This is a genomic window from Pseudoalteromonas sp. JC28 (assembly GCF_013319255.1).
In the GTDB taxonomy this organism is placed as follows: Bacteria; Pseudomonadota; Gammaproteobacteria; order Enterobacterales; family Alteromonadaceae; genus Pseudoalteromonas.
Window position 1 is genome coordinate 442,971 of the sequence record NZ_QOKX01000001.1, and the last position, 15,894, is coordinate 458,864.

18 protein-coding genes are annotated in these 15,894 nt (G+C 43.5%); 5 read left to right on the plus strand and 13 right to left on the minus strand.

All coding sequences use genetic code 11. The features are described from left to right. Positions 1 to 26: 26 nt before the first annotated feature. Positions 27 to 998 carry a LysR substrate-binding domain-containing protein gene (locus DS891_RS01915; RefSeq protein ID WP_010605058.1) on the minus strand — a complete coding sequence of 324 codons (972 nt, stop codon included), beginning with the start codon at positions 996 to 998 and terminating at the stop codon, positions 27 to 29. A gap of 155 nt (positions 999 to 1,153) precedes the next feature. Between DS891_RS01915 and DS891_RS01920 the strand changes: the two genes are divergently transcribed. After that, on the plus strand, positions 1,154 to 2,134 hold the full coding sequence (locus tag DS891_RS01920) for a zinc-binding dehydrogenase (RefSeq protein ID WP_227387048.1): 981 nt from the start codon (positions 1,154 to 1,156) through the stop codon (positions 2,132 to 2,134). A gap of 322 nt (positions 2,135 to 2,456) precedes the next feature. Next, a complete protein-coding gene (locus DS891_RS01925; protein WP_010373895.1) occupies positions 2,457 to 3,044 on the plus strand; it encodes a phospholipid-binding protein MlaC in 588 nt (195 codons plus the stop codon). A 79-nt stretch (positions 3,045 to 3,123) separates the two neighbouring features. On the opposite strand, the gene DS891_RS01930 is transcribed toward DS891_RS01925, so the two are convergent. Beyond that, a complete protein-coding gene (locus DS891_RS01930) occupies positions 3,124 to 4,104 on the minus strand; it encodes a 2-hydroxyacid dehydrogenase (RefSeq protein WP_174168710.1) in 981 nt (326 codons plus the stop codon). Continuing rightward, the gene (locus tag DS891_RS01935; RefSeq protein ID WP_010373899.1) at positions 4,070 to 4,585 is read right to left on the minus strand and encodes a glutathione peroxidase; all 516 of its coding nucleotides are present in this window, start codon (positions 4,583 to 4,585) and stop codon (positions 4,070 to 4,072) included. Before DS891_RS01935 ends, DS891_RS01930 begins: the two co-directional genes overlap by 35 nt. Before the next feature lie 128 nt (positions 4,586 to 4,713). Between DS891_RS01935 and DS891_RS01940 the strand changes: the two genes are divergently transcribed. Further along, a complete protein-coding gene (locus DS891_RS01940; protein ID WP_102056992.1) occupies positions 4,714 to 5,601 on the plus strand; it encodes an NAD(P)-dependent oxidoreductase in 888 nt (295 codons plus the stop codon). Positions 5,602 to 5,643: 42 nt separating this feature from the next. On the opposite strand, the gene DS891_RS01945 is transcribed toward DS891_RS01940, so the two are convergent. The 7 genes from DS891_RS01945 to DS891_RS01975 form a co-directional block, all read right to left on the minus strand. Continuing rightward, complete coding sequence (locus tag DS891_RS01945) at positions 5,644 to 6,336, minus strand: M15 family metallopeptidase (RefSeq protein ID WP_102056990.1); 693 nt, start codon at positions 6,334 to 6,336, stop codon at positions 5,644 to 5,646. Further along, a complete protein-coding gene (gene dapE, locus DS891_RS01950) occupies positions 6,329 to 7,456 on the minus strand; it encodes a succinyl-diaminopimelate desuccinylase (protein ID WP_010605051.1) in 1,128 nt (375 codons plus the stop codon). The genes DS891_RS01945 and dapE overlap by 8 nt, the downstream gene beginning before the upstream one ends. Further along, the gene (locus DS891_RS01955; RefSeq protein ID WP_010605050.1) at positions 7,456 to 7,803 is read right to left on the minus strand and encodes an ArsC family reductase; all 348 of its coding nucleotides are present in this window, start codon (positions 7,801 to 7,803) and stop codon (positions 7,456 to 7,458) included. Before DS891_RS01955 ends, dapE begins: the two co-directional genes overlap by 1 nt. Then, positions 7,800 to 8,312, minus strand: a complete 513-nt coding sequence (locus DS891_RS01960; protein WP_174168711.1) for a PTS glucose transporter subunit IIA — start codon at positions 8,310 to 8,312, stop codon at positions 7,800 to 7,802. Before DS891_RS01960 ends, DS891_RS01955 begins: the two co-directional genes overlap by 4 nt. Beyond that, positions 8,309 to 8,689: an ACT domain-containing protein gene (locus tag DS891_RS01965; protein WP_010605048.1), complete on the minus strand. Its 381-nt coding sequence runs from the start codon at positions 8,687 to 8,689 to the stop codon at positions 8,309 to 8,311. Before DS891_RS01965 ends, DS891_RS01960 begins: the two co-directional genes overlap by 4 nt. Before the next feature lie 157 nt (positions 8,690 to 8,846). Beyond that, on the minus strand, positions 8,847 to 10,994 hold the full coding sequence (gene pta, locus DS891_RS01970) for a phosphate acetyltransferase (RefSeq protein WP_174169075.1): 2,148 nt from the start codon (positions 10,992 to 10,994) through the stop codon (positions 8,847 to 8,849). Positions 10,995 to 10,996: 2 nt separating this feature from the next. Further along, positions 10,997 to 12,196, minus strand: a complete 1,200-nt coding sequence (locus tag DS891_RS01975; RefSeq protein ID WP_174168712.1) for an acetate kinase — start codon at positions 12,194 to 12,196, stop codon at positions 10,997 to 10,999. A gap of 152 nt (positions 12,197 to 12,348) precedes the next feature. Here DS891_RS01975 and yfbV point away from each other — a divergent pair, with 152 nt between their 5' ends. Beyond that, on the plus strand, positions 12,349 to 12,795 hold the full coding sequence (gene yfbV / locus DS891_RS01980) for a terminus macrodomain insulation protein YfbV (RefSeq protein WP_010605045.1): 447 nt from the start codon (positions 12,349 to 12,351) through the stop codon (positions 12,793 to 12,795). A 67-nt stretch (positions 12,796 to 12,862) separates the two neighbouring features. On the opposite strand, the gene rlmA is transcribed toward yfbV, so the two are convergent. The 3 genes from rlmA to xthA all read right to left on the minus strand — a co-directional run bounded on the left by rlmA (position 12,863) and on the right by xthA (position 15,174). Further along, a complete protein-coding gene (gene rlmA / locus DS891_RS01985; RefSeq protein ID WP_174168713.1) occupies positions 12,863 to 13,663 on the minus strand; it encodes a 23S rRNA (guanine(745)-N(1))-methyltransferase in 801 nt (266 codons plus the stop codon). Further along, positions 13,660 to 14,283 carry an energy-coupling factor ABC transporter permease gene (locus DS891_RS01990; protein WP_010605043.1) on the minus strand — a complete coding sequence of 208 codons (624 nt, stop codon included), beginning with the start codon at positions 14,281 to 14,283 and terminating at the stop codon, positions 13,660 to 13,662. Before DS891_RS01990 ends, rlmA begins: the two co-directional genes overlap by 4 nt. 81 nt (positions 14,284 to 14,364) lie before the next feature. Beyond that, positions 14,365 to 15,174, minus strand: a complete 810-nt coding sequence (xthA, locus tag DS891_RS01995; protein ID WP_010605042.1) for an exodeoxyribonuclease III — start codon at positions 15,172 to 15,174, stop codon at positions 14,365 to 14,367. A 265-nt stretch (positions 15,175 to 15,439) separates the two neighbouring features. Here xthA and DS891_RS02000 point away from each other — a divergent pair, with 265 nt between their 5' ends. After that, positions 15,440 to 15,874 carry a hypothetical protein gene (locus tag DS891_RS02000; protein ID WP_010605041.1) on the plus strand — a complete coding sequence of 145 codons (435 nt, stop codon included), beginning with the start codon at positions 15,440 to 15,442 and terminating at the stop codon, positions 15,872 to 15,874. Positions 15,875 to 15,894: the final 20 nt, after the last annotated feature.

The following is a 15,894-nucleotide window of genomic DNA, read 5'->3' on the forward strand; positions in this document are numbered from 1 at the left end:
CAGATATACGAATAAATTGCTGTCGACTAGAAAGTTAACATCGGCTTAGGTGGGATAAAACCGTACATTTGTTCAAATCCAGGGATCTCTGTTTCCCATATTGGGGTTTCTTCACCGATATATGCACGGAATGCATCAAGGAACAGCCTAGTTCTGACTGGTAAATCACGATGAGGATAGAGCGCATACATCGCAGCAAAATCGACCAGTTTTGTGTTAGTTAAAATCGGTTGTAATTTGCCTTCAGTAATTTCTTTACCGACTAGAAAGGCTGGTGCAACAATATAACAGGTACCAGACAGCACACTTTCCATCAATGTATCTCCGTCGTTGGTTCTGAAGATACTCTTTACAGGCATTTGCTGCTCGATGCCTTGCTCGTCTTGATAGGTGATACTGGTAAACCTTAACGCATCACTGGCGTAGGTTGCTGCAGGTAATTCGCTGAGCTCCTCAAGCGAGTTTGGCGTGCCATGAGTTTTTAAGAACGTCGGGCTTGCTAATATGAGCAATCGATTGCGTGCAATTCTGCGGGCGATAAGTGATGAATCTTTCGGCTCGCCGACACGAAAAGCTAAATCAAAGCCTTCACCCACTAAGTCCACGAGTCTGTCTTCAAGCCTAAGTTCAACCTCAACATGAGGAAAACGTTTTTGAAAGTCATTGATAACAGGTTGTACGTAGCGTCGACCTACCACAGTTGAGCTGGCAATTTTAAGCAAACCTTTAGGCTCGGTGTGATAATTCTGTGCGATGCGCTGAGTGTCGTTTAGTAGCAGCCTTAGCTCTTCTGCCTTTTTCACCATCTCGGAACCTGCAGAGGTGAGCGAGAAGGAACGAGTCGTACGATTCATTAATCTTACACCGAGTTCCTCTTCCAGCTTGGTCATCTGCTTTGAAATGACAGAGCGATCGATATTTCTCAGTTGTGCGGCACTGGCAAAGGAACCACGCTCTACAACGTCTAAAAAGATTAATAATCTGCTGCTAATATCCATAATGCGAGAAAGTTCACTAAGACTGATGCCATTGTGACACTAAACAATTGGAATTGCGAGGGGCATATTTACACTAATAAAGTTGTGGCAACATGCTAACAATGGTTTAATGAATCTAGTCTCACTACTTTATTTTTAACCTAACGCAAAGGCATATGATGAAAGCAGTCCGATTCAATCACACAAATGGACTTACCTTCGAGCAGGGAGAAATTAACTTACCTGAGGCAACCGATGATCAAGTCTTGGTCAAAGTTGAATACGTTGGTTTAAGCTTTATCGATACCAAAGTGGCCAATTGTCCCTGTGAAGAAACACCGAATAGAGTGTTTGGTGTGGATGCTGTGGGTGTTGTGGAAAAAGCATGTAAAACGGGATTTCCAGAACCAGGTACGCGGGTTTTTTGGCATGGAGACATTCGAGAGCAAGGCACGATGAGTGAATTTGCCTTGGTGCCAAGTCACGCACTTACTGTACTACCAGAAAATGTTGATGGTAAGCTCGCCTCAGCGGCAATCGCACCTGCTATGTGTGCATTGATTGCGCTATTTAAGCTTCAACTGAATACAGGTGATACGATTTTAATCGAATCAGCTCATCATCCAGTTGGCCAAATGGCAATACAATTTGCCAAACAGGTGGGGCTTGGGGTGGCGGCATGTTCCGAGTCTAAATATAAAAAGCTGCTTGAAAAGCTAGGTGCAGATCTCGTCTATACCCAGTCTGACTTTGCCGGCTTAGCCGATGCCCTGCAGCTTCATTTTGGTGCAGCAGAGGTGCAAGGCGCACTAGATTTAACAGGTACACATACCCAACAATTGATTTCGCATTTGATATTTTGTGGTCGAGTAAGTTGCTTAGCGGGATTACCTGCTATTGAGCAACACGTCTTAATGAAGAAAGCGCCAAACATAGGCATCGTTTCTTTGTGTGGTAGTTGGCTTTCTAATAGTGTTTGTGCGCAGCAGAGAATGGCATTTATTGGCAATACTCTGGCTGAAAAGCTTGAAAAAAATGAAATTACTTTGCAGCAACTTGAATCAATTTCACCGCAGCATGATGCGATAATTGAAACGCTGAAAAAGCTAGAAAGCAACGATAACATCACGTTTTTTGCGGCAGATATGAAACTGTAGTCCCCACTAGCAACAATAATTTATCCCCTTTACGCAACAATACTGAGCTTGGCTACATTCGCTAGGCTCAGCGTCCAAATAAATTGATACAATTTCTGACATTTTTCATCGCTTGAACACCGTATACTTCCCTTCAGACCTCGCCATGAAGGGAATACGCCTTTCCTTTACGACTTCATAAAGAGTCATTGTCATCGTAAGGCGAAATTTTACATTGCGTTAATTGATGTCGGAGGGGCATCAATTTGGTGCGAATTGATATGTTTATTTGCACTCGTCAAATTGGATAGACTAGTGTCATCAGTTTAATAAGGATTAAACAATGAAAAAGTTACTTGTTATTTTCAGTTTTCTCATCTTCTCAGGTGTCGCGTTTGCGAATGACACACCTTATGAATTAATTAACCAAGTTGGCGATAAGCTATTTGCTGATATAAAAACGGTTAATCAAGATGGCAAAGCAACTGAAACTCAGATGAAGGGCATAGTACGTAGTCGCTTGATGCCACACATCGATGTGAAGTTTGTATCTTTTAAATTGCTTGGTAAACATATTAAAGGGCTAAAAAGAGACGAAGCCATCGAGTTTATTGGTGCGGTTGATAACTATCTTGTATCTACCTACGCTAATGCACTTTTACAGTACAAAGGCCAAGACGTATTGTTTGAAGAGTTACCAGTTTCTGATGGTGCTGATTTTGCGACGGTAAAGGTGGTAATAAGAGAGCAATCAAAACCAGATATAGACATGCATTTTAAGTTTCGTCAAAGCAAAGATGGAGACTGGAAAGTGTATGACATGGTTGCTGAGGGTATTTCTTTATTGAGCGCTAAGCAAAAAGAAATCACGATGAGAATCTCAGAAGTAGGTTTGGCTCAGGTTACGGCTGAATTGAAGAGTAAAGCATAAATCAAATTACTTCCCCCCGACTTTGAAGTAACCAAAAGAGCACATCATGGCTGATATGCTCTTTTTTTGGTTTCTGAAATCAGACTACTTGGTTTGTCAGTGGCCTTTCAAGTCTTGCTGCGTCGAGGTTTTCACAGGTTATTGTTGCAATCTGTTTTAGTGCTTCTTTGGTAAAAAAACCTTGATGTCCAGTAACTAGCACATTGGGGAAGCTAACCAAACGCGAGAAAACATCGTCTTGAATTATTTCTTCACTGTGGTTTTTAAAAAATAGCTCTGACTCTTGCTCATATACATCTAAGCCGAGGTAACCGAGTCGTTTAGACTTAAGCGCGGCGATACAGGCTTTGCTATCTAACAGGGCGCCTCTACTAGTGTTAATAAGCATGGCACCCGCTTTCATTTTGGCAAACGCAGCATCATCAATAATATGATGAGTATGTTCATTAAGCGGACAGTGTAGGCTAATAATATCCGATTGCGCCAGTAAGATATCTAGAGAGACCAAGGTATAAGGACCTTCCCCTATGTTTGGGTCATAAACTAGGACATTGGCACCAAAGCCGTTTAAGATACTGACTAAGGCTTGGCCAATTTTGCCACAGCCGATGATACCAACCGTTTTATTGTAAATATTAAAACCGAGTAAGCCGTTGAGATCAAAATTATCTTCTCGAACTCGATTGTAGGCCTTATGTGTCTTGCGGCTGAGCGTTAGCATCAACGCGATACAGTGTTCTGCAACCGCTTCTGGGCTGTAGGCTGGAACACGGACAACCTTTATGTCACGCTGTTTTGCCTGTTGAATATCAACGTTATTGAAACCTGCGCAGCGTAGGGCGATGGTTTTAACGCCATAGTCAGCCAGTTTATCAATCACTTGTGCATTTACAGTATCGTTTACAAATACACAAACCGCGTCATAGTGCTGACACAGCGAAACCGTTTTTTCATTGAGTGACTCACTAATAAAACTTATTTCAAGTTCTGAGTAGGTATTTACGGCTTGCTCAAAAAACGGCACTTCATAGTTTTGCGAACTGAATAGGGCGATTCTCATGATTAATGTGGCTCTCTATCACTGACTTAAGCGTTTCTGGTTTTGTTCTTGGGGCATATCTTGATACTAGCATGCCTTCAGAGTTTATTAGAAACTTGGTAAAATTCCATTTAATTGCGCGGTTTTGCGCGATACCACGGGTGTGAGATTTTAAATAGCTAAATAATGGATGTGCATCAGGTCCGTTGACTTGTGTTTTAGTACAGATCTTAAAGCTTAAATTGAAATGTGTATTGTAAAACTCTTTAAGCATTTCATCTTCAAGTGGTTCATTGCGACCGAACTGATTACAAGGAAAGGCCAATACCTCAAATCCAAAAGGTTTGTATTTGCTGTATAGCTTTTCAAGTGCAGACAGTTGCGGAGCAAAGCTACATTTGCTCGCAATGTTAACGATCAATAGCGGTCTTCCCGCTAAGGACTGTAATGGCAAAACTTGGCCATCAATAAGCTGTGCACTAAAACGATAAATATTCTCCATCCTTTCAGGCTCCGTGTGATTTATTCATGTTATTCGGTATCAAAGCGGTTTTTTCATTTGCTATGACAGAGGTGGTCGGGTATAAAAACTCCATTCTTATTAAGATAACAACGAAATAGGACAGAAATATGTCAGTGAAAGTCGCATTTATAGGATTAGGCGTCATGGGGTATCCAATGGCTGGGCATTTGCAAAAGGCGGGTTACCAAGTCACGGTATACAATCGTACTACCAGCAAAGCCGAAAAATGGGCCGCTGAGTATACTGGCAACTTTGCAGTTACACCTAAAGATGCAGCGACTGACTGTGATTTTGTGTTTATGTGTGTTGGCAATGATGACGATTTACGCTCAGTCGTATATGGCGAGAGTGGTGTGTTAGCGGGGGTAAAGCCGGGAGCGGTGATAGTTGACCATACGACAACATCTGCAAAAGTTGCCCGTGAAATAGCGCAAGAAGCCAGAAAATTACAAGTTGAATTCTTAGATGCCCCTGTATCTGGTGGTCAGGCTGGTGCAGAAAATGGCGTGTTAACGGTGATGGTTGGAGGAGGCGAAAGTACGTTTGAAAAAGCACAACCAATCATGGCCGCGTTTGCTCGCTTTAGCCAATTAATTGGAGAAGTGGGGGCTGGGCAGCTTTGTAAAATGGTCAATCAGATTTGTATCGCAGGTGTGGTACAGGGGCTCGCAGAAGGCTTACACTTTGCTAAAAAGGCGGGTCTTGATGGTGAAAAGGTAATTGAAACGATTGCTAAGGGTGCAGCTGGCTCTTGGCAAATGGAGAATCGTTATAAAACCATGTTGGCAGGCGAATATGACTTTGGTTTTGCAGTCGATTGGATGAGAAAAGATTTAGGCATTGCACTAGACGAGTCAAGAAGTAACGGCGCAAATTTGGCGCTTACAGCTTTAGTGGATCAATATTATGCGGATGTTCAAGCGCTTGGCGGCAACCGTTTTGATACCTCAAGTCTACTGGCTAGGCTTGACGCTATCCACGACAAAAACAAATAACCTTTCGTTTCTAGTCTAAGTAACTTAAGCTCGGATCAGTCGTTATGGCTGCGCTACATTGGTGATAAATTGCTGATGTAGTGCGCTGAGATTCGCCAATATTGCGCCTTTACCTTTGATATCGCTGCGTTTCAGCACGGCATCAATCGCATCAACGGACTGCAACGTGGCAAGTTTTGATGCCGTTAGCTGGTGGCTAATATGCCAAGGCTCCGCGGCAACTCCCCCTCGATAGCAATCATAAGGCCGGTAGAAACCAAAAGTTGCTAAATGCGCATCAAGCCACAGCGAAAATTCGTGCTGATGTCCATCTTGCTGGTATTCCCATGGTTCTAGTTGTAGTGATTGTCCTGTCGGTACAAGGTTTTTGGCGAACACATCCAGATCAGTACCCAAATGGTGGCGGCTAGCACTAGGTAGGGCGGAGAACAACATAATTGCTTTTACTTTGTCGATGTCTGAGAGGTTGCTCAGTTCTACCTCTTGGTTAGAGATATCAAAAACAGGACGGCGCATCGCAAACTTGCTATTCCAAATCGCTTTTTGCCTTTCAAACCCTCGATATGCGGACGCCATGTAGAATTCAAAACCTGCCTTTTTTGCAGCTTGTGAGAGGGCGTTGAGATCGGAAACGATTGCGCTATGCACATGGCGGCCATGGTAAAAAACCAGATGTGATTCATTAACGCCACAAGCGCTGCATTCAGCGCTTGTAAGCATATAGCGGCTAGGCAAGTAACTTCTCCAAGATCTTTTCATAGACTAAGGCCAATTGATCTAAGTCTTTGCAACTCACGCATTCATCGACTTGATGGATTGTGGCATTAATTGGACCAAGCTCAATTACTTTACATCCCGTTTGGGCAATAAATCGGCCATCAGATGTGCCACCTGAAGTTTCCGGTGTGGTTTGCATTCCCGTCACTTCTTTGATGGCTGCAATCGTCACATCGAGCAATGGGCCTGGCTCTGTTAAAAACGGTAGCCCATTCAGTATCCAATTAAGCTCATAATCAAGTTGATGCTTGTCTAAAATTGCAATAACACGTTGTTTGAGCTCATCGGCTGTAACTTCAGTGCTAAAGCGAAAGTTAAACTGTACTTGCAAAGAGCCCGGTATCACATTGCCAGCTCCAGTTCCGCCATTGATATTGGAAACTTGGAAGCTTGTTGCGGGGAAAAATGCATTCCCTTGATCCCACTCGGTTTGACTGAGTTCAGCAATCGCCGCCGCAGACAAGTGAATGGGGTTTTTAGCGAGATGAGGGTAGGCTACGTGACCTTGTTTTCCAATCACTTTTAGGTGTCCGGTGAGTGAACCGCGACGACCATTTTTTACTACGTCGCCAAGCTCATGACGTGATGAAGGTTCACCAACCAAGCACATATCAATTTTTTCGTTTCGGGCTTCTAATAAATCTACAACTCGAGTTGTGCCGTTCACGAAAGGACCTTCCTCATCAGAGGTTATCAAAAAAGACAATGACCCTTTGTGGTTGGGGTGTTTTTCGATAAACCTTTCCGTTGCCACGACCATAGCTGCAAGTGAGCCTTTCATGTCAGCAGCTCCGCGGCCATGTAACATGTCATTTTCAATCTCTGCAGCAAATGGCGGGTGCTGCCATTGACTCTCGTCACCAACCGGTACTACATCTGTGTGTCCAGCAAAGCAAAAATGTGGTCCGCTGTCGCCTTTTCGTGCCCACGTGTTGAGCGTATCAACAAAGAAGTGTTCTTCGATGGTAAAGCCAAGCTTTGCCAAGCGTTCATTTATTAATTGTTGGCAACCAGCATCATCAGGTGTAACAGAAGCCCTTTGGATCAGAGCTTGAGCGAGCTTAACTACTTCGCTCATTAGGCAAAAATCTCATCATACTGTGCAGCTTTAAAACCCAAGTGATATTGACCTTGGTACTGCAAAATAGGACGTTTTATCATGGCTGGTGTCGCCAAAAGGTGTTGTTTCGCTGACTGCGCATCGAGATTTTGTTTTTGTTCTTCACTAAGAGCTCGGTATGTGGTCCCGCGTTTGTTTAACACGTTTTCCCAGCCAAGTTGATCAATAAAAGCGGTGAGTAGAGCTTCGTCTAATCCATCTTTGCGGTAGTCGTGAAAGGTGAATTCGATATTGTTGTCTTGAAGATATTTTTTGGCTTTTTTAATGGTATCGCAGTTGCTGATCCCATACATTGTGATTGTCATAAAGCACACGCCCTTGCAATTGTGATTATCGGCTCTTTGGCCGCAGATACTTGTTTTAAAGGATAATAACACGCACCAAGCTTTTGTGCATTGAGTAGCACAATGGCGGCCATGGTTTTTGCTTCACTGAGTGGAATATCAAAAAAGCATAGCGGCTCTCCAAGCTTTACCGTGGTTTTGCCAAAGCTGTTTGCTTTGAGATATTCGGGTTTGGCAAATTCATTGCCGATTTCTAAGCTCAGTAACATTTTTAAGCCGTTATTGGCGTGTAAAATGTATTCGCAGTTATTTTTTCTGATCTGGATTAGTTTTCCGTTACAAGGAGATAGCAGCAAAGGCACGCGCATTTGTACACAAACACCAATCCCTAACATACCTGACGCAATCGCCGCGTTTGGATATGTACTTAGCGGTAAGACTTTGCCAGAAAAGGGACTTGGAATATGGGCAATAGGGTTTGCGATTTGGGATATTGGCCGATATTGGATTGGTGGTGAGAGTTCAATCAAAGTAATAAATATCCATCTTTTTTAAGTGCTTGCATCGCTTGCTGGATTTGGCTTTCTTTTACCAGAATGTAATCGGTATCGTACGTTGATAACGTAAAAATAGAGACGTTGGACTTTGCTAGCACACCAGAAATATTGGCCATAATTCCCGTAAGCGAAAACCCCAGCGGGCCCACGACTTCCAATGCTCTCCAATGACTTTCAGCCGCGAGGCTACTGACTGCGATATCTGACGCGCAAACTATAGAGAGTTCATCCTCAGTTTTGGCAATAAAAAAGATTTCACTGTTTAACACTGCTTGTGGAACAGCGTCATCGCAATCCAAGCTATGTATCGTAAATTCTTGTTTGAGCAATTGCAGCGTTTGCTTTGACATTACCAACCCTTGTTTTTGGAAAAATACCAATTGGTATAATTCATAGTATAGCGAAGTCAATTTAAAGACCAGAGCGTTCGCCTGAATTCTAGGCAAAAGAAAGGATTAGTGAGATGAAAAAGAAAAGGGCTCATGCATTGAGCCCTTGGTATAAAGATTATTCTTCGATTTGTGTTGCCTGAATAGCAGTCAAGGCAATGGTGTATACTATGTCATCAACCAAAGCCCCGCGGCTTAGGTCGTTAACAGGCTTACGCATACCTTGTAACATAGGTCCGATGCTAACAAGTTCAGCACTTCGCTGCACCGCCTTGTATGTGGTGTTACCTGTATTTAAATCTGGGAAGACAAATACCGTTGCTTTACCAGCGACTTTGCTGTTTGGCGCTTTTTTACGTGCGACATTTTCCATAATGGCAGCATCGTATTGCAGCGGCCCGTCAATATCGAGATCAGGGCGTTTCTTTTGTGCGATCTCGGTGGCTTCACGCACTTTTTCTACATCTGCACCTTGTCCAGATGTTCCTGTGCTGTAACTGATCATGGCAACGCGAGGTTCAATGCCGAATGCTGCAGCGGAATCTGCAGATTGAATTGCGATATCTGCTAACTGTTCTGCCGTTGGATCTGGGTTAATTGCACAGTCACCGTATACTAGCACTTGGTCCGGTAGCAGCATGAAAAATACTGAGCTTACCAACGACGCGCCTGGTGCCGTTTTGATTAACTGCAGGGGTGGGCGAATAGTATTGGCGGTGGTATTTACCGCACCAGATACTAAGCCATCAACTTGGCCTTCGGCTAACATCATGGTGCCGAGCACGACGTTATCTTGCAGTTGCTCTGCCGCAACGACCTCGGTTAGGCCTTTGTTTTTACGTAGCTCAACCATAGGCGCAATGTACTTTTGCAGCTCTTCTTCAGGAGATAAGATAGTCACGTTTTCATTAAGCTCAACACCTTGTTGCTGTGCGATACGTTCAATCTCTTCTCTATCTCCAAGCAGTACGGTTTTAGCGATATTTCGCGCACCACAGATAGCAGCCGCTTTAATTGTTCTCGGCTCATTACCTTCAGGCAGCACAATGGTTTTGCTCGCACGCCTAGCTAAATCAGTCAGCAGGTAACGAAACGCAGGAGGGGAGAGTTTGCGGGTTTTTGCGACCCCTTTGGCCAAACTTTCCAGCCACTCGCTATCGATGTGACGGGCGTTGTGCTGCTTTACGCGCTCGATGCGCTGCTCGTCATCGCTGGGTACTTCCATATTGAAATTGTGTAATAGCAAAGAAGTGCGCCAAGTATCAGCCTCAGTAGCAAGGATAGGTAGACCTGTATCCATCGCTTGCTCGCATAAGGTCATGATCTTCTCTTCTGGTTTGAATCCACCAGTTAACAAGATAGCGCCAATCTTGGTGCCATTCATGGCCGATAAACACGCAGCGACTAAGATATCTGAACGATCGCCAGGAGTAACTAACAGGGCACCTGGCGTAAAGTGGTTAAGAATGTTCGATACCGTTCTTGCACAAAAAGTAACACGGCGCAGACGACGGTGCTCCATATCACCCGCATTGATGATTTCGGCTTTTAAATAATTGCTTAAGTCGATAACTCGCGGCGCTACTAAGTCAAAGTCCCATGGTATGGCACCTAAAAGTTGAAATGGGTGTTTTCTGAAAATAGGTAGCGATGCCAAACGATTCATCTCGTTTTCAAGTTCTTCTGGTTTGTATTGATCAACCAGATCGGCGCGCGCTCTGCCATCTTCATCCAGCGGTGCATTCACTTTATTGAAAATACACCCCAATACGCGAGGGTGGTTTACACCGCCATAATTGCCAGCAGCAATCTCTAAGCGGTCTTCAAGCTCGTCGATAGAGTCATTACCCGGCGTTAAGACAAACACGATATCTGCACCTAGTGTTTGCGCAATCTCGCGGTTTACACGGCCAGCGTAAGGTTGACGACGGGTAGGAACCATTCCTTCAATGATGGCAACTTCATCGTCTTGTACTGTGCCTTCAAAGCGCTCCACAATTTCTTCCAACAAATCATCGCCTTTACCATCACCTATCATTTGCTCAGCGTAGCTCAGCCCAAACGGCGTGGGTGGGGCAATAGTAGAACCTTGCTGAACGATGAGTGTTGACTTTTCAGGGCCGACTTCATCTTTGCGAGGTTGTGCAATTGGCTTAAAGAAATTTACTTTTACCGCTTTTTGTTCCAGTGCTCGGACGATTCCTACAGACACCGACGTCAAACCAACGCCCGTAGAAATGGGAATAAGCATAATACGACGACCCATCATTACACTCCTTTAGCAAGCGTGGCTGCATCGTTGGCAATCACCCACTCTTCATTGGTTGGGATGACCATAGCGACAGGAGAGTGAGACTCATCAGTGATCACACCTTGATTACCAAAGCGTGCGTTGAGGTTACACTCTTTATTGATATGCATGCCAAGGAAGTTAAGCTGGTTTACTACTTTTTCACGGATAACATCAGAGTTTTCGCCAATTCCACCGGTAAATACAAGTGCATCTAAACCGTTTAGTGGTACCAAGAAGCTAGCAATTTGTTTGGCTAAACGATAACAGAAAATATCAAGCGCCAGTGTTGCTTGAGGGTGGCTTTCCTGCGCTGCTTCTTCAATCGTTCGGCAATCGTTAGAAAGCTCACTAATACCTAGAAGGCCACTTTGTTTATTCAACAAGGTGTCAATTTGCTGTGTTGAATAGTTAAGGTGATTAACTAAAAACGAGAATAAGCCCGGATCAATATCACCACTTCGGGTGCCCATCACTAGACCTTCTAATGGAGTTAAGCCCATGCTGGTGTCCACCGATTTACCGTCTTTAATTGCGGTAACGGAACAACCATTGCCTAAGTGTGCGGTAATAATACGAGATGGCTTATCTTTTAAGCCTAAAATCTCGATGGCCTGCGCCGATACATAAGCATGGCTGGTGCCGTGGAAACCGTAACGTCTAACACCATGCTCACGATATAGTGAATAGGGTAGAGCATAAAGGTACGCTGTTTGATCCATACTTTGATGGAAAGCCGTATCAAAGACAGCAATTTGCGGTAGATGCGCAAATGCGGCTTGAGCTGCGCGGATACCTAGTAGGTTAGCTGGATTATGTAAAGGTGCCAGACTAGCCGTTTCTTGGATAGCATTTATAACGGAGTCATCGATAATGACAGATTGTGTAAAGCGCTCACCGCCGTGTACCACGCGGTGGCCGACAGCGACAAGATTTGCGTCTAACGCGAGATCTTTGATGAGTTTTACAAGCGTTGTGATCGCAACTTGGTGCGCATCACCACTATTGAGGGGCACGATTTCCTTGTTGCCTTGGAACTTATATTTAATTTGTGGTGATTGTTCAGCTAGGCGTTCAGCCAGACCTGATAATATCTCCTCTCCCGTTGCGTTATCGATGATTGCAAACTTAAGACTGGAGCTTCCACAATTAAGAACCAAAACATGCTGAGATGACATAATGACTTTCCGTTTTGACAATAACAGTTATTGCGTATTAAGCTTAAAGCTATAGCGCATATAAGCTACGCATTTAGACTAAGGTATAGTTGACAGTAAAGACGTCGATTTTACCTCATTTTTTATATAAAAGTTAGCACCTAGGAGTTATGATGCAAAAAAGTCTTATTTCGCAAGTGCAACTTGGACGTCAATACTCGAAAGAGTGGCCTATGCGCAAGGAGTTAGCACCGTTGTTCCCCGAATTTAGGGTGATCAAGGCGACAGAACTTGCTTTAAATACAATGCCTATGCTGGCGGTGTTTACTCTGTTTTTGCAGACCAGCCAATTGGGTTTTCAATATCTGCCGCAAGCCATTGCGATTGCTTTATTCTTTTTATCGCTTCCTGTCCAAGGGTTATTATGGCTTGGTAAAAGAGCTGAAACGCCGTTAAATCCGGCTTTGTATTCTTGGTATACAGAACTGCATCAAAAGATGGTTGCCAATGGCTACGATGCACCCCTGTCCTCAAGAAAGCCTAGATATAGAGACTTAGCGCGATTGCTAAAAGATATGTTCGATAAAATGGACAAAGCGTTTACGCAAGAAAATCTGTAGTTTCTGTTTGCCTGCCTACCAAGCAAGTAGGCAGCGATTTGCTCATAATGGGTGAGCTGATGTAGGGTTACATGCGCTGATATTGGTTTATCAAAAACGAGAGCGTGATTTCGATATGGTCCATCTTTTGTAATCTGTCCATGTGTTGTTGCTTAAATTTCCATGCAAATGGCGTCATCATGATTAAGTGTTCAACACACTCAAATTCCATTCTGTGTGTTTGTTGTAATTTAGTCCGTTCAACCAACTCAAACCCTTGTGGTGTTTCTGGTGCCTTGTGTAGCTTTACATTGTCATAAATCAGAGACTTGAGTTCGAATAGATGGTGCTCGCCGGGTGAGACGACATACAAACTGCCTGATGGTTTGCATAGACGGGCGAGTTCTTCGGCGAACACTGGCGCAAAAATGCTCACAATCACATCTGCAAATTCATTTTCAAAAGGAGCCTCTTTGATGGAGGCTACGCTAAATTCAACTTGAGGATAGCGTTTAGCGGCATAGCGGACAGCAGGTTTTGCGATATCGACCCCGTATACTTTGGCATTCTCGCAGCGATTTGCGATTTCATGGGTGTAAAAGCCTTCACCACACCCTAAGTCCAGCAGGGTAGCCGGCGCTTTTTCAGAGATGATTTGTGCAAGCCTATCACGTAGAAAATGATAATGATCGGTTTCGAAGAATGCCCGACGCGCCGCAACCATTTCTTGGTTGTCGCCCGGCTGTTTTGATTTTTTATTTTGCACGGGTAGTAAGTTGACATAGCCTTCTTTGGCAATATCAAATTGATGATTATTATTGCAGCTGTAGCTCGCACCACCTTGATATAAAGGCAGTTTACACAGTGGACAGCGGTAGTGGGAGATCATTTGTCTAAGTATTCCCTATCAAAAAAAGTTTTTACCCAATGTGGGCGATATGTAATGAGTAAGGTGATGGCCATGCCGTTTAACATGGCTTCAGGGAACCACATTATGACGGCAAAATGGAGATAATTGTCTGCCAACTGATACCAAGTATAGGCATCGATTGCATAATAATAGAATGCGCTTAGAAGTATCTTTAAACAGCCCACCGTACCTGCGAAAATAAATGCACAAACAAAAATATAAACGAAAAAGTGCCGCGGTAAATGATGATAGCAAAGGGCAAAAAGTCCATAGCTTAAGTAGACAGGTATCAGTGCAGTAAACAGCCAAAAATTACCAAACTCCACCAAGGTAAAAGCACTAAAGTAACTATGGACGAGGCAGGCCAAAGTTGCACTCAACGCACCCAGTCGCCAACCTAAAATTAACGTTACTGCTGTTATTCCAAGAATATGAATGTTCAGCTCAGGTAAAATGCCTGCTTTTATTTGCCACAGTAACGTGAGGATAACCGCACAACTTAATACGCCGGTTTGTCTGGCTGGTACTTGTAGTAATTGCAGGTATTCTTTGCGATGAAAACTGAGTAAAAATAACCCAAGGGCAGCGATAAACGTCACGTTTCTATCCAGTTTTTAAAATTGGTGATTTTGCTCTATGCCGAGCACTGTATTTACAGTCTCGGCGGAAAAAGCAGATGATTAAATGTCGAAAGTTGCCCAAATTGGTGCGTGATCAGAGGGCTTATCAATTCCTCTCAATTCGTAATCTATGTCACTTTCAATACATTTCGCAGTTAATGGAGCGGTTGCTAAAACCACATCTATGCGCAGACCTCGGTTATCATCAAACCCTTTTGAGCGGTAGTCAAACCACGAATACTTTTCGGTTGCATCAGGTGTCAGCACTCTAAATGTATCTTTAAAGCCCCAATCTAGCAGTGTTTTTAACCACTCACGCTCTTCTGGTTGGAACGAGCACTTACCCGTCTTTAACCAACGCTTGCGGTTTTGCTCACCAATACCAATATCCGCATCCAATGGAGAAATATTAATATCGCCCATGACTACAAGGTTAGATTGAGGATCGGCAAAATCATTTAAGTGGGTCATGAGATCTGCATAAAATTGTCTTTTATACGGAAATTTTGTTTCATGGCTGATGTTATCACCTTGAGGGAAGTAACCATTCATAACGGTAACTTCGTTACCTGAATCACTTTCAAACGTACCGCTGATCATGCGACGTTGTGATTCATCAGTATCCGTAGCGAAGCCTTTTTGGATAGCTTTTGCAGGTTTCTTGGAGAGTAGTGCCACACCGTAATGCGCCTTTTGACCATGGAAGTAAACATGGTAGCCAAGTGCTTCTACATCGTCGATAGGAAAAGCTTCGTCATGGACTTTAATTTCTTGCAGTCCAATGACATCAGGTTGGTGTTTTTCAATCAATGCCTGTAATTGATGTAGTCTAGCTCTGAGGCCGTTTATATTAAACGAAACAATTTTCATAGCGCTCTCTTTAGATTCTTGCTGTTATTTGGCAAAGTTTATCACTTAAAAACGAGAGGGTCAGCGCTTGGGTGAAATTACTTATTTAGTCAGCTGACAAGCATGTTGGCAGTTGTTAAATTTTGCACAAGTTTAGCGAGAGGATAACGAGGATTTTAGCTTAGTGTAAATAGATCATTAAATAACCAAAATTGCATGATTTAGCTGTTTACTTATTCGTCGTTGTAATTATAATCCGCGCCGAATCGTTCAATTGGGGTATATTATGCTTAAATCTCTCTCTTTCTTTGGTCTTGTTTCTTTGGTTTCTACAACAGCTTTCGCTTCACAGGTTGAGTTCACTCAAGCTGACGCATCACCAGCGACAAAAGTATGTGCTGTTGCAGCAGAGCAAGGTTTCAGTGCAGCACGTAAAGAAGCTGCATCACTAGGCCTATTTATTTCTCGCTTCTCACCAAGCATCCACTGTAATGGTGAAGATATTCGTGAGTTTGCAAAAGCAGCGAAGCGCTCGCAAAAGCAAGAAAAGAAAGTGGAGCTAATTGCTGAAAAGTCAGATACAGCAACTGAGTTATGCTTAGATGCAGTACGTCACGGCGTTAATCACCTACGTTTGAATAACCAACAGGTTCGCAACTTACGTTGTAACGATATGCCTGTTAAGCAATTTGTTAGAGAATTCAGAAACGCAGCAATTTAATCAAGTTGATGTGAATAGAA

Bases quoted from the DNA above. Each gene is read 5' to 3' on its own strand.
- DS891_RS01915 (WP_010605058.1), bottom strand. From the start codon at position 998: ATGGATATTAGCAGCAGATTATTAATCTTTTTAGACGTTGTAGAGCGT.
- DS891_RS01920 (WP_227387048.1), top strand. From the start codon at position 1,154: ATGATGAAAGCAGTCCGATTCAATCACACAAATGGACTTACCTTCGAG.
- DS891_RS01925 (WP_010373895.1), top strand. From the start codon at position 2,457: ATGAAAAAGTTACTTGTTATTTTCAGTTTTCTCATCTTCTCAGGTGTC.
- DS891_RS01930 (WP_174168710.1), bottom strand. From the start codon at position 4,104: ATGAGAATCGCCCTATTCAGTTCGCAAAACTATGAAGTGCCGTTTTTT.
- DS891_RS01935 (WP_010373899.1), bottom strand. From the start codon at position 4,585: ATGGAGAATATTTATCGTTTTAGTGCACAGCTTATTGATGGCCAAGTT.
- DS891_RS01940 (WP_102056992.1), top strand. From the start codon at position 4,714: ATGTCAGTGAAAGTCGCATTTATAGGATTAGGCGTCATGGGGTATCCA.
- dapE (WP_010605051.1), bottom strand. From the start codon at position 7,456: ATGAGCGAAGTAGTTAAGCTCGCTCAAGCTCTGATCCAAAGGGCTTCT.
- DS891_RS01955 (WP_010605050.1), bottom strand. From the start codon at position 7,803: ATGACAATCACAATGTATGGGATCAGCAACTGCGATACCATTAAAAAA.
- DS891_RS01965 (WP_010605048.1), bottom strand. From the start codon at position 8,689: ATGTCAAAGCAAACGCTGCAATTGCTCAAACAAGAATTTACGATACAT.
- pta (WP_174169075.1), bottom strand. From the start codon at position 10,994: ATGGGTCGTCGTATTATGCTTATTCCCATTTCTACGGGCGTTGGTTTG.
- DS891_RS01975 (WP_174168712.1), bottom strand. From the start codon at position 12,196: ATGTCATCTCAGCATGTTTTGGTTCTTAATTGTGGAAGCTCCAGTCTT.
- yfbV (WP_010605045.1), top strand. From the start codon at position 12,349: ATGCAAAAAAGTCTTATTTCGCAAGTGCAACTTGGACGTCAATACTCG.
- rlmA (WP_174168713.1), bottom strand. From the start codon at position 13,663: ATGATCTCCCACTACCGCTGTCCACTGTGTAAACTGCCTTTATATCAA.
- xthA (WP_010605042.1), bottom strand. From the start codon at position 15,174: ATGAAAATTGTTTCGTTTAATATAAACGGCCTCAGAGCTAGACTACAT.
- DS891_RS02000 (WP_010605041.1), top strand. From the start codon at position 15,440: ATGCTTAAATCTCTCTCTTTCTTTGGTCTTGTTTCTTTGGTTTCTACA.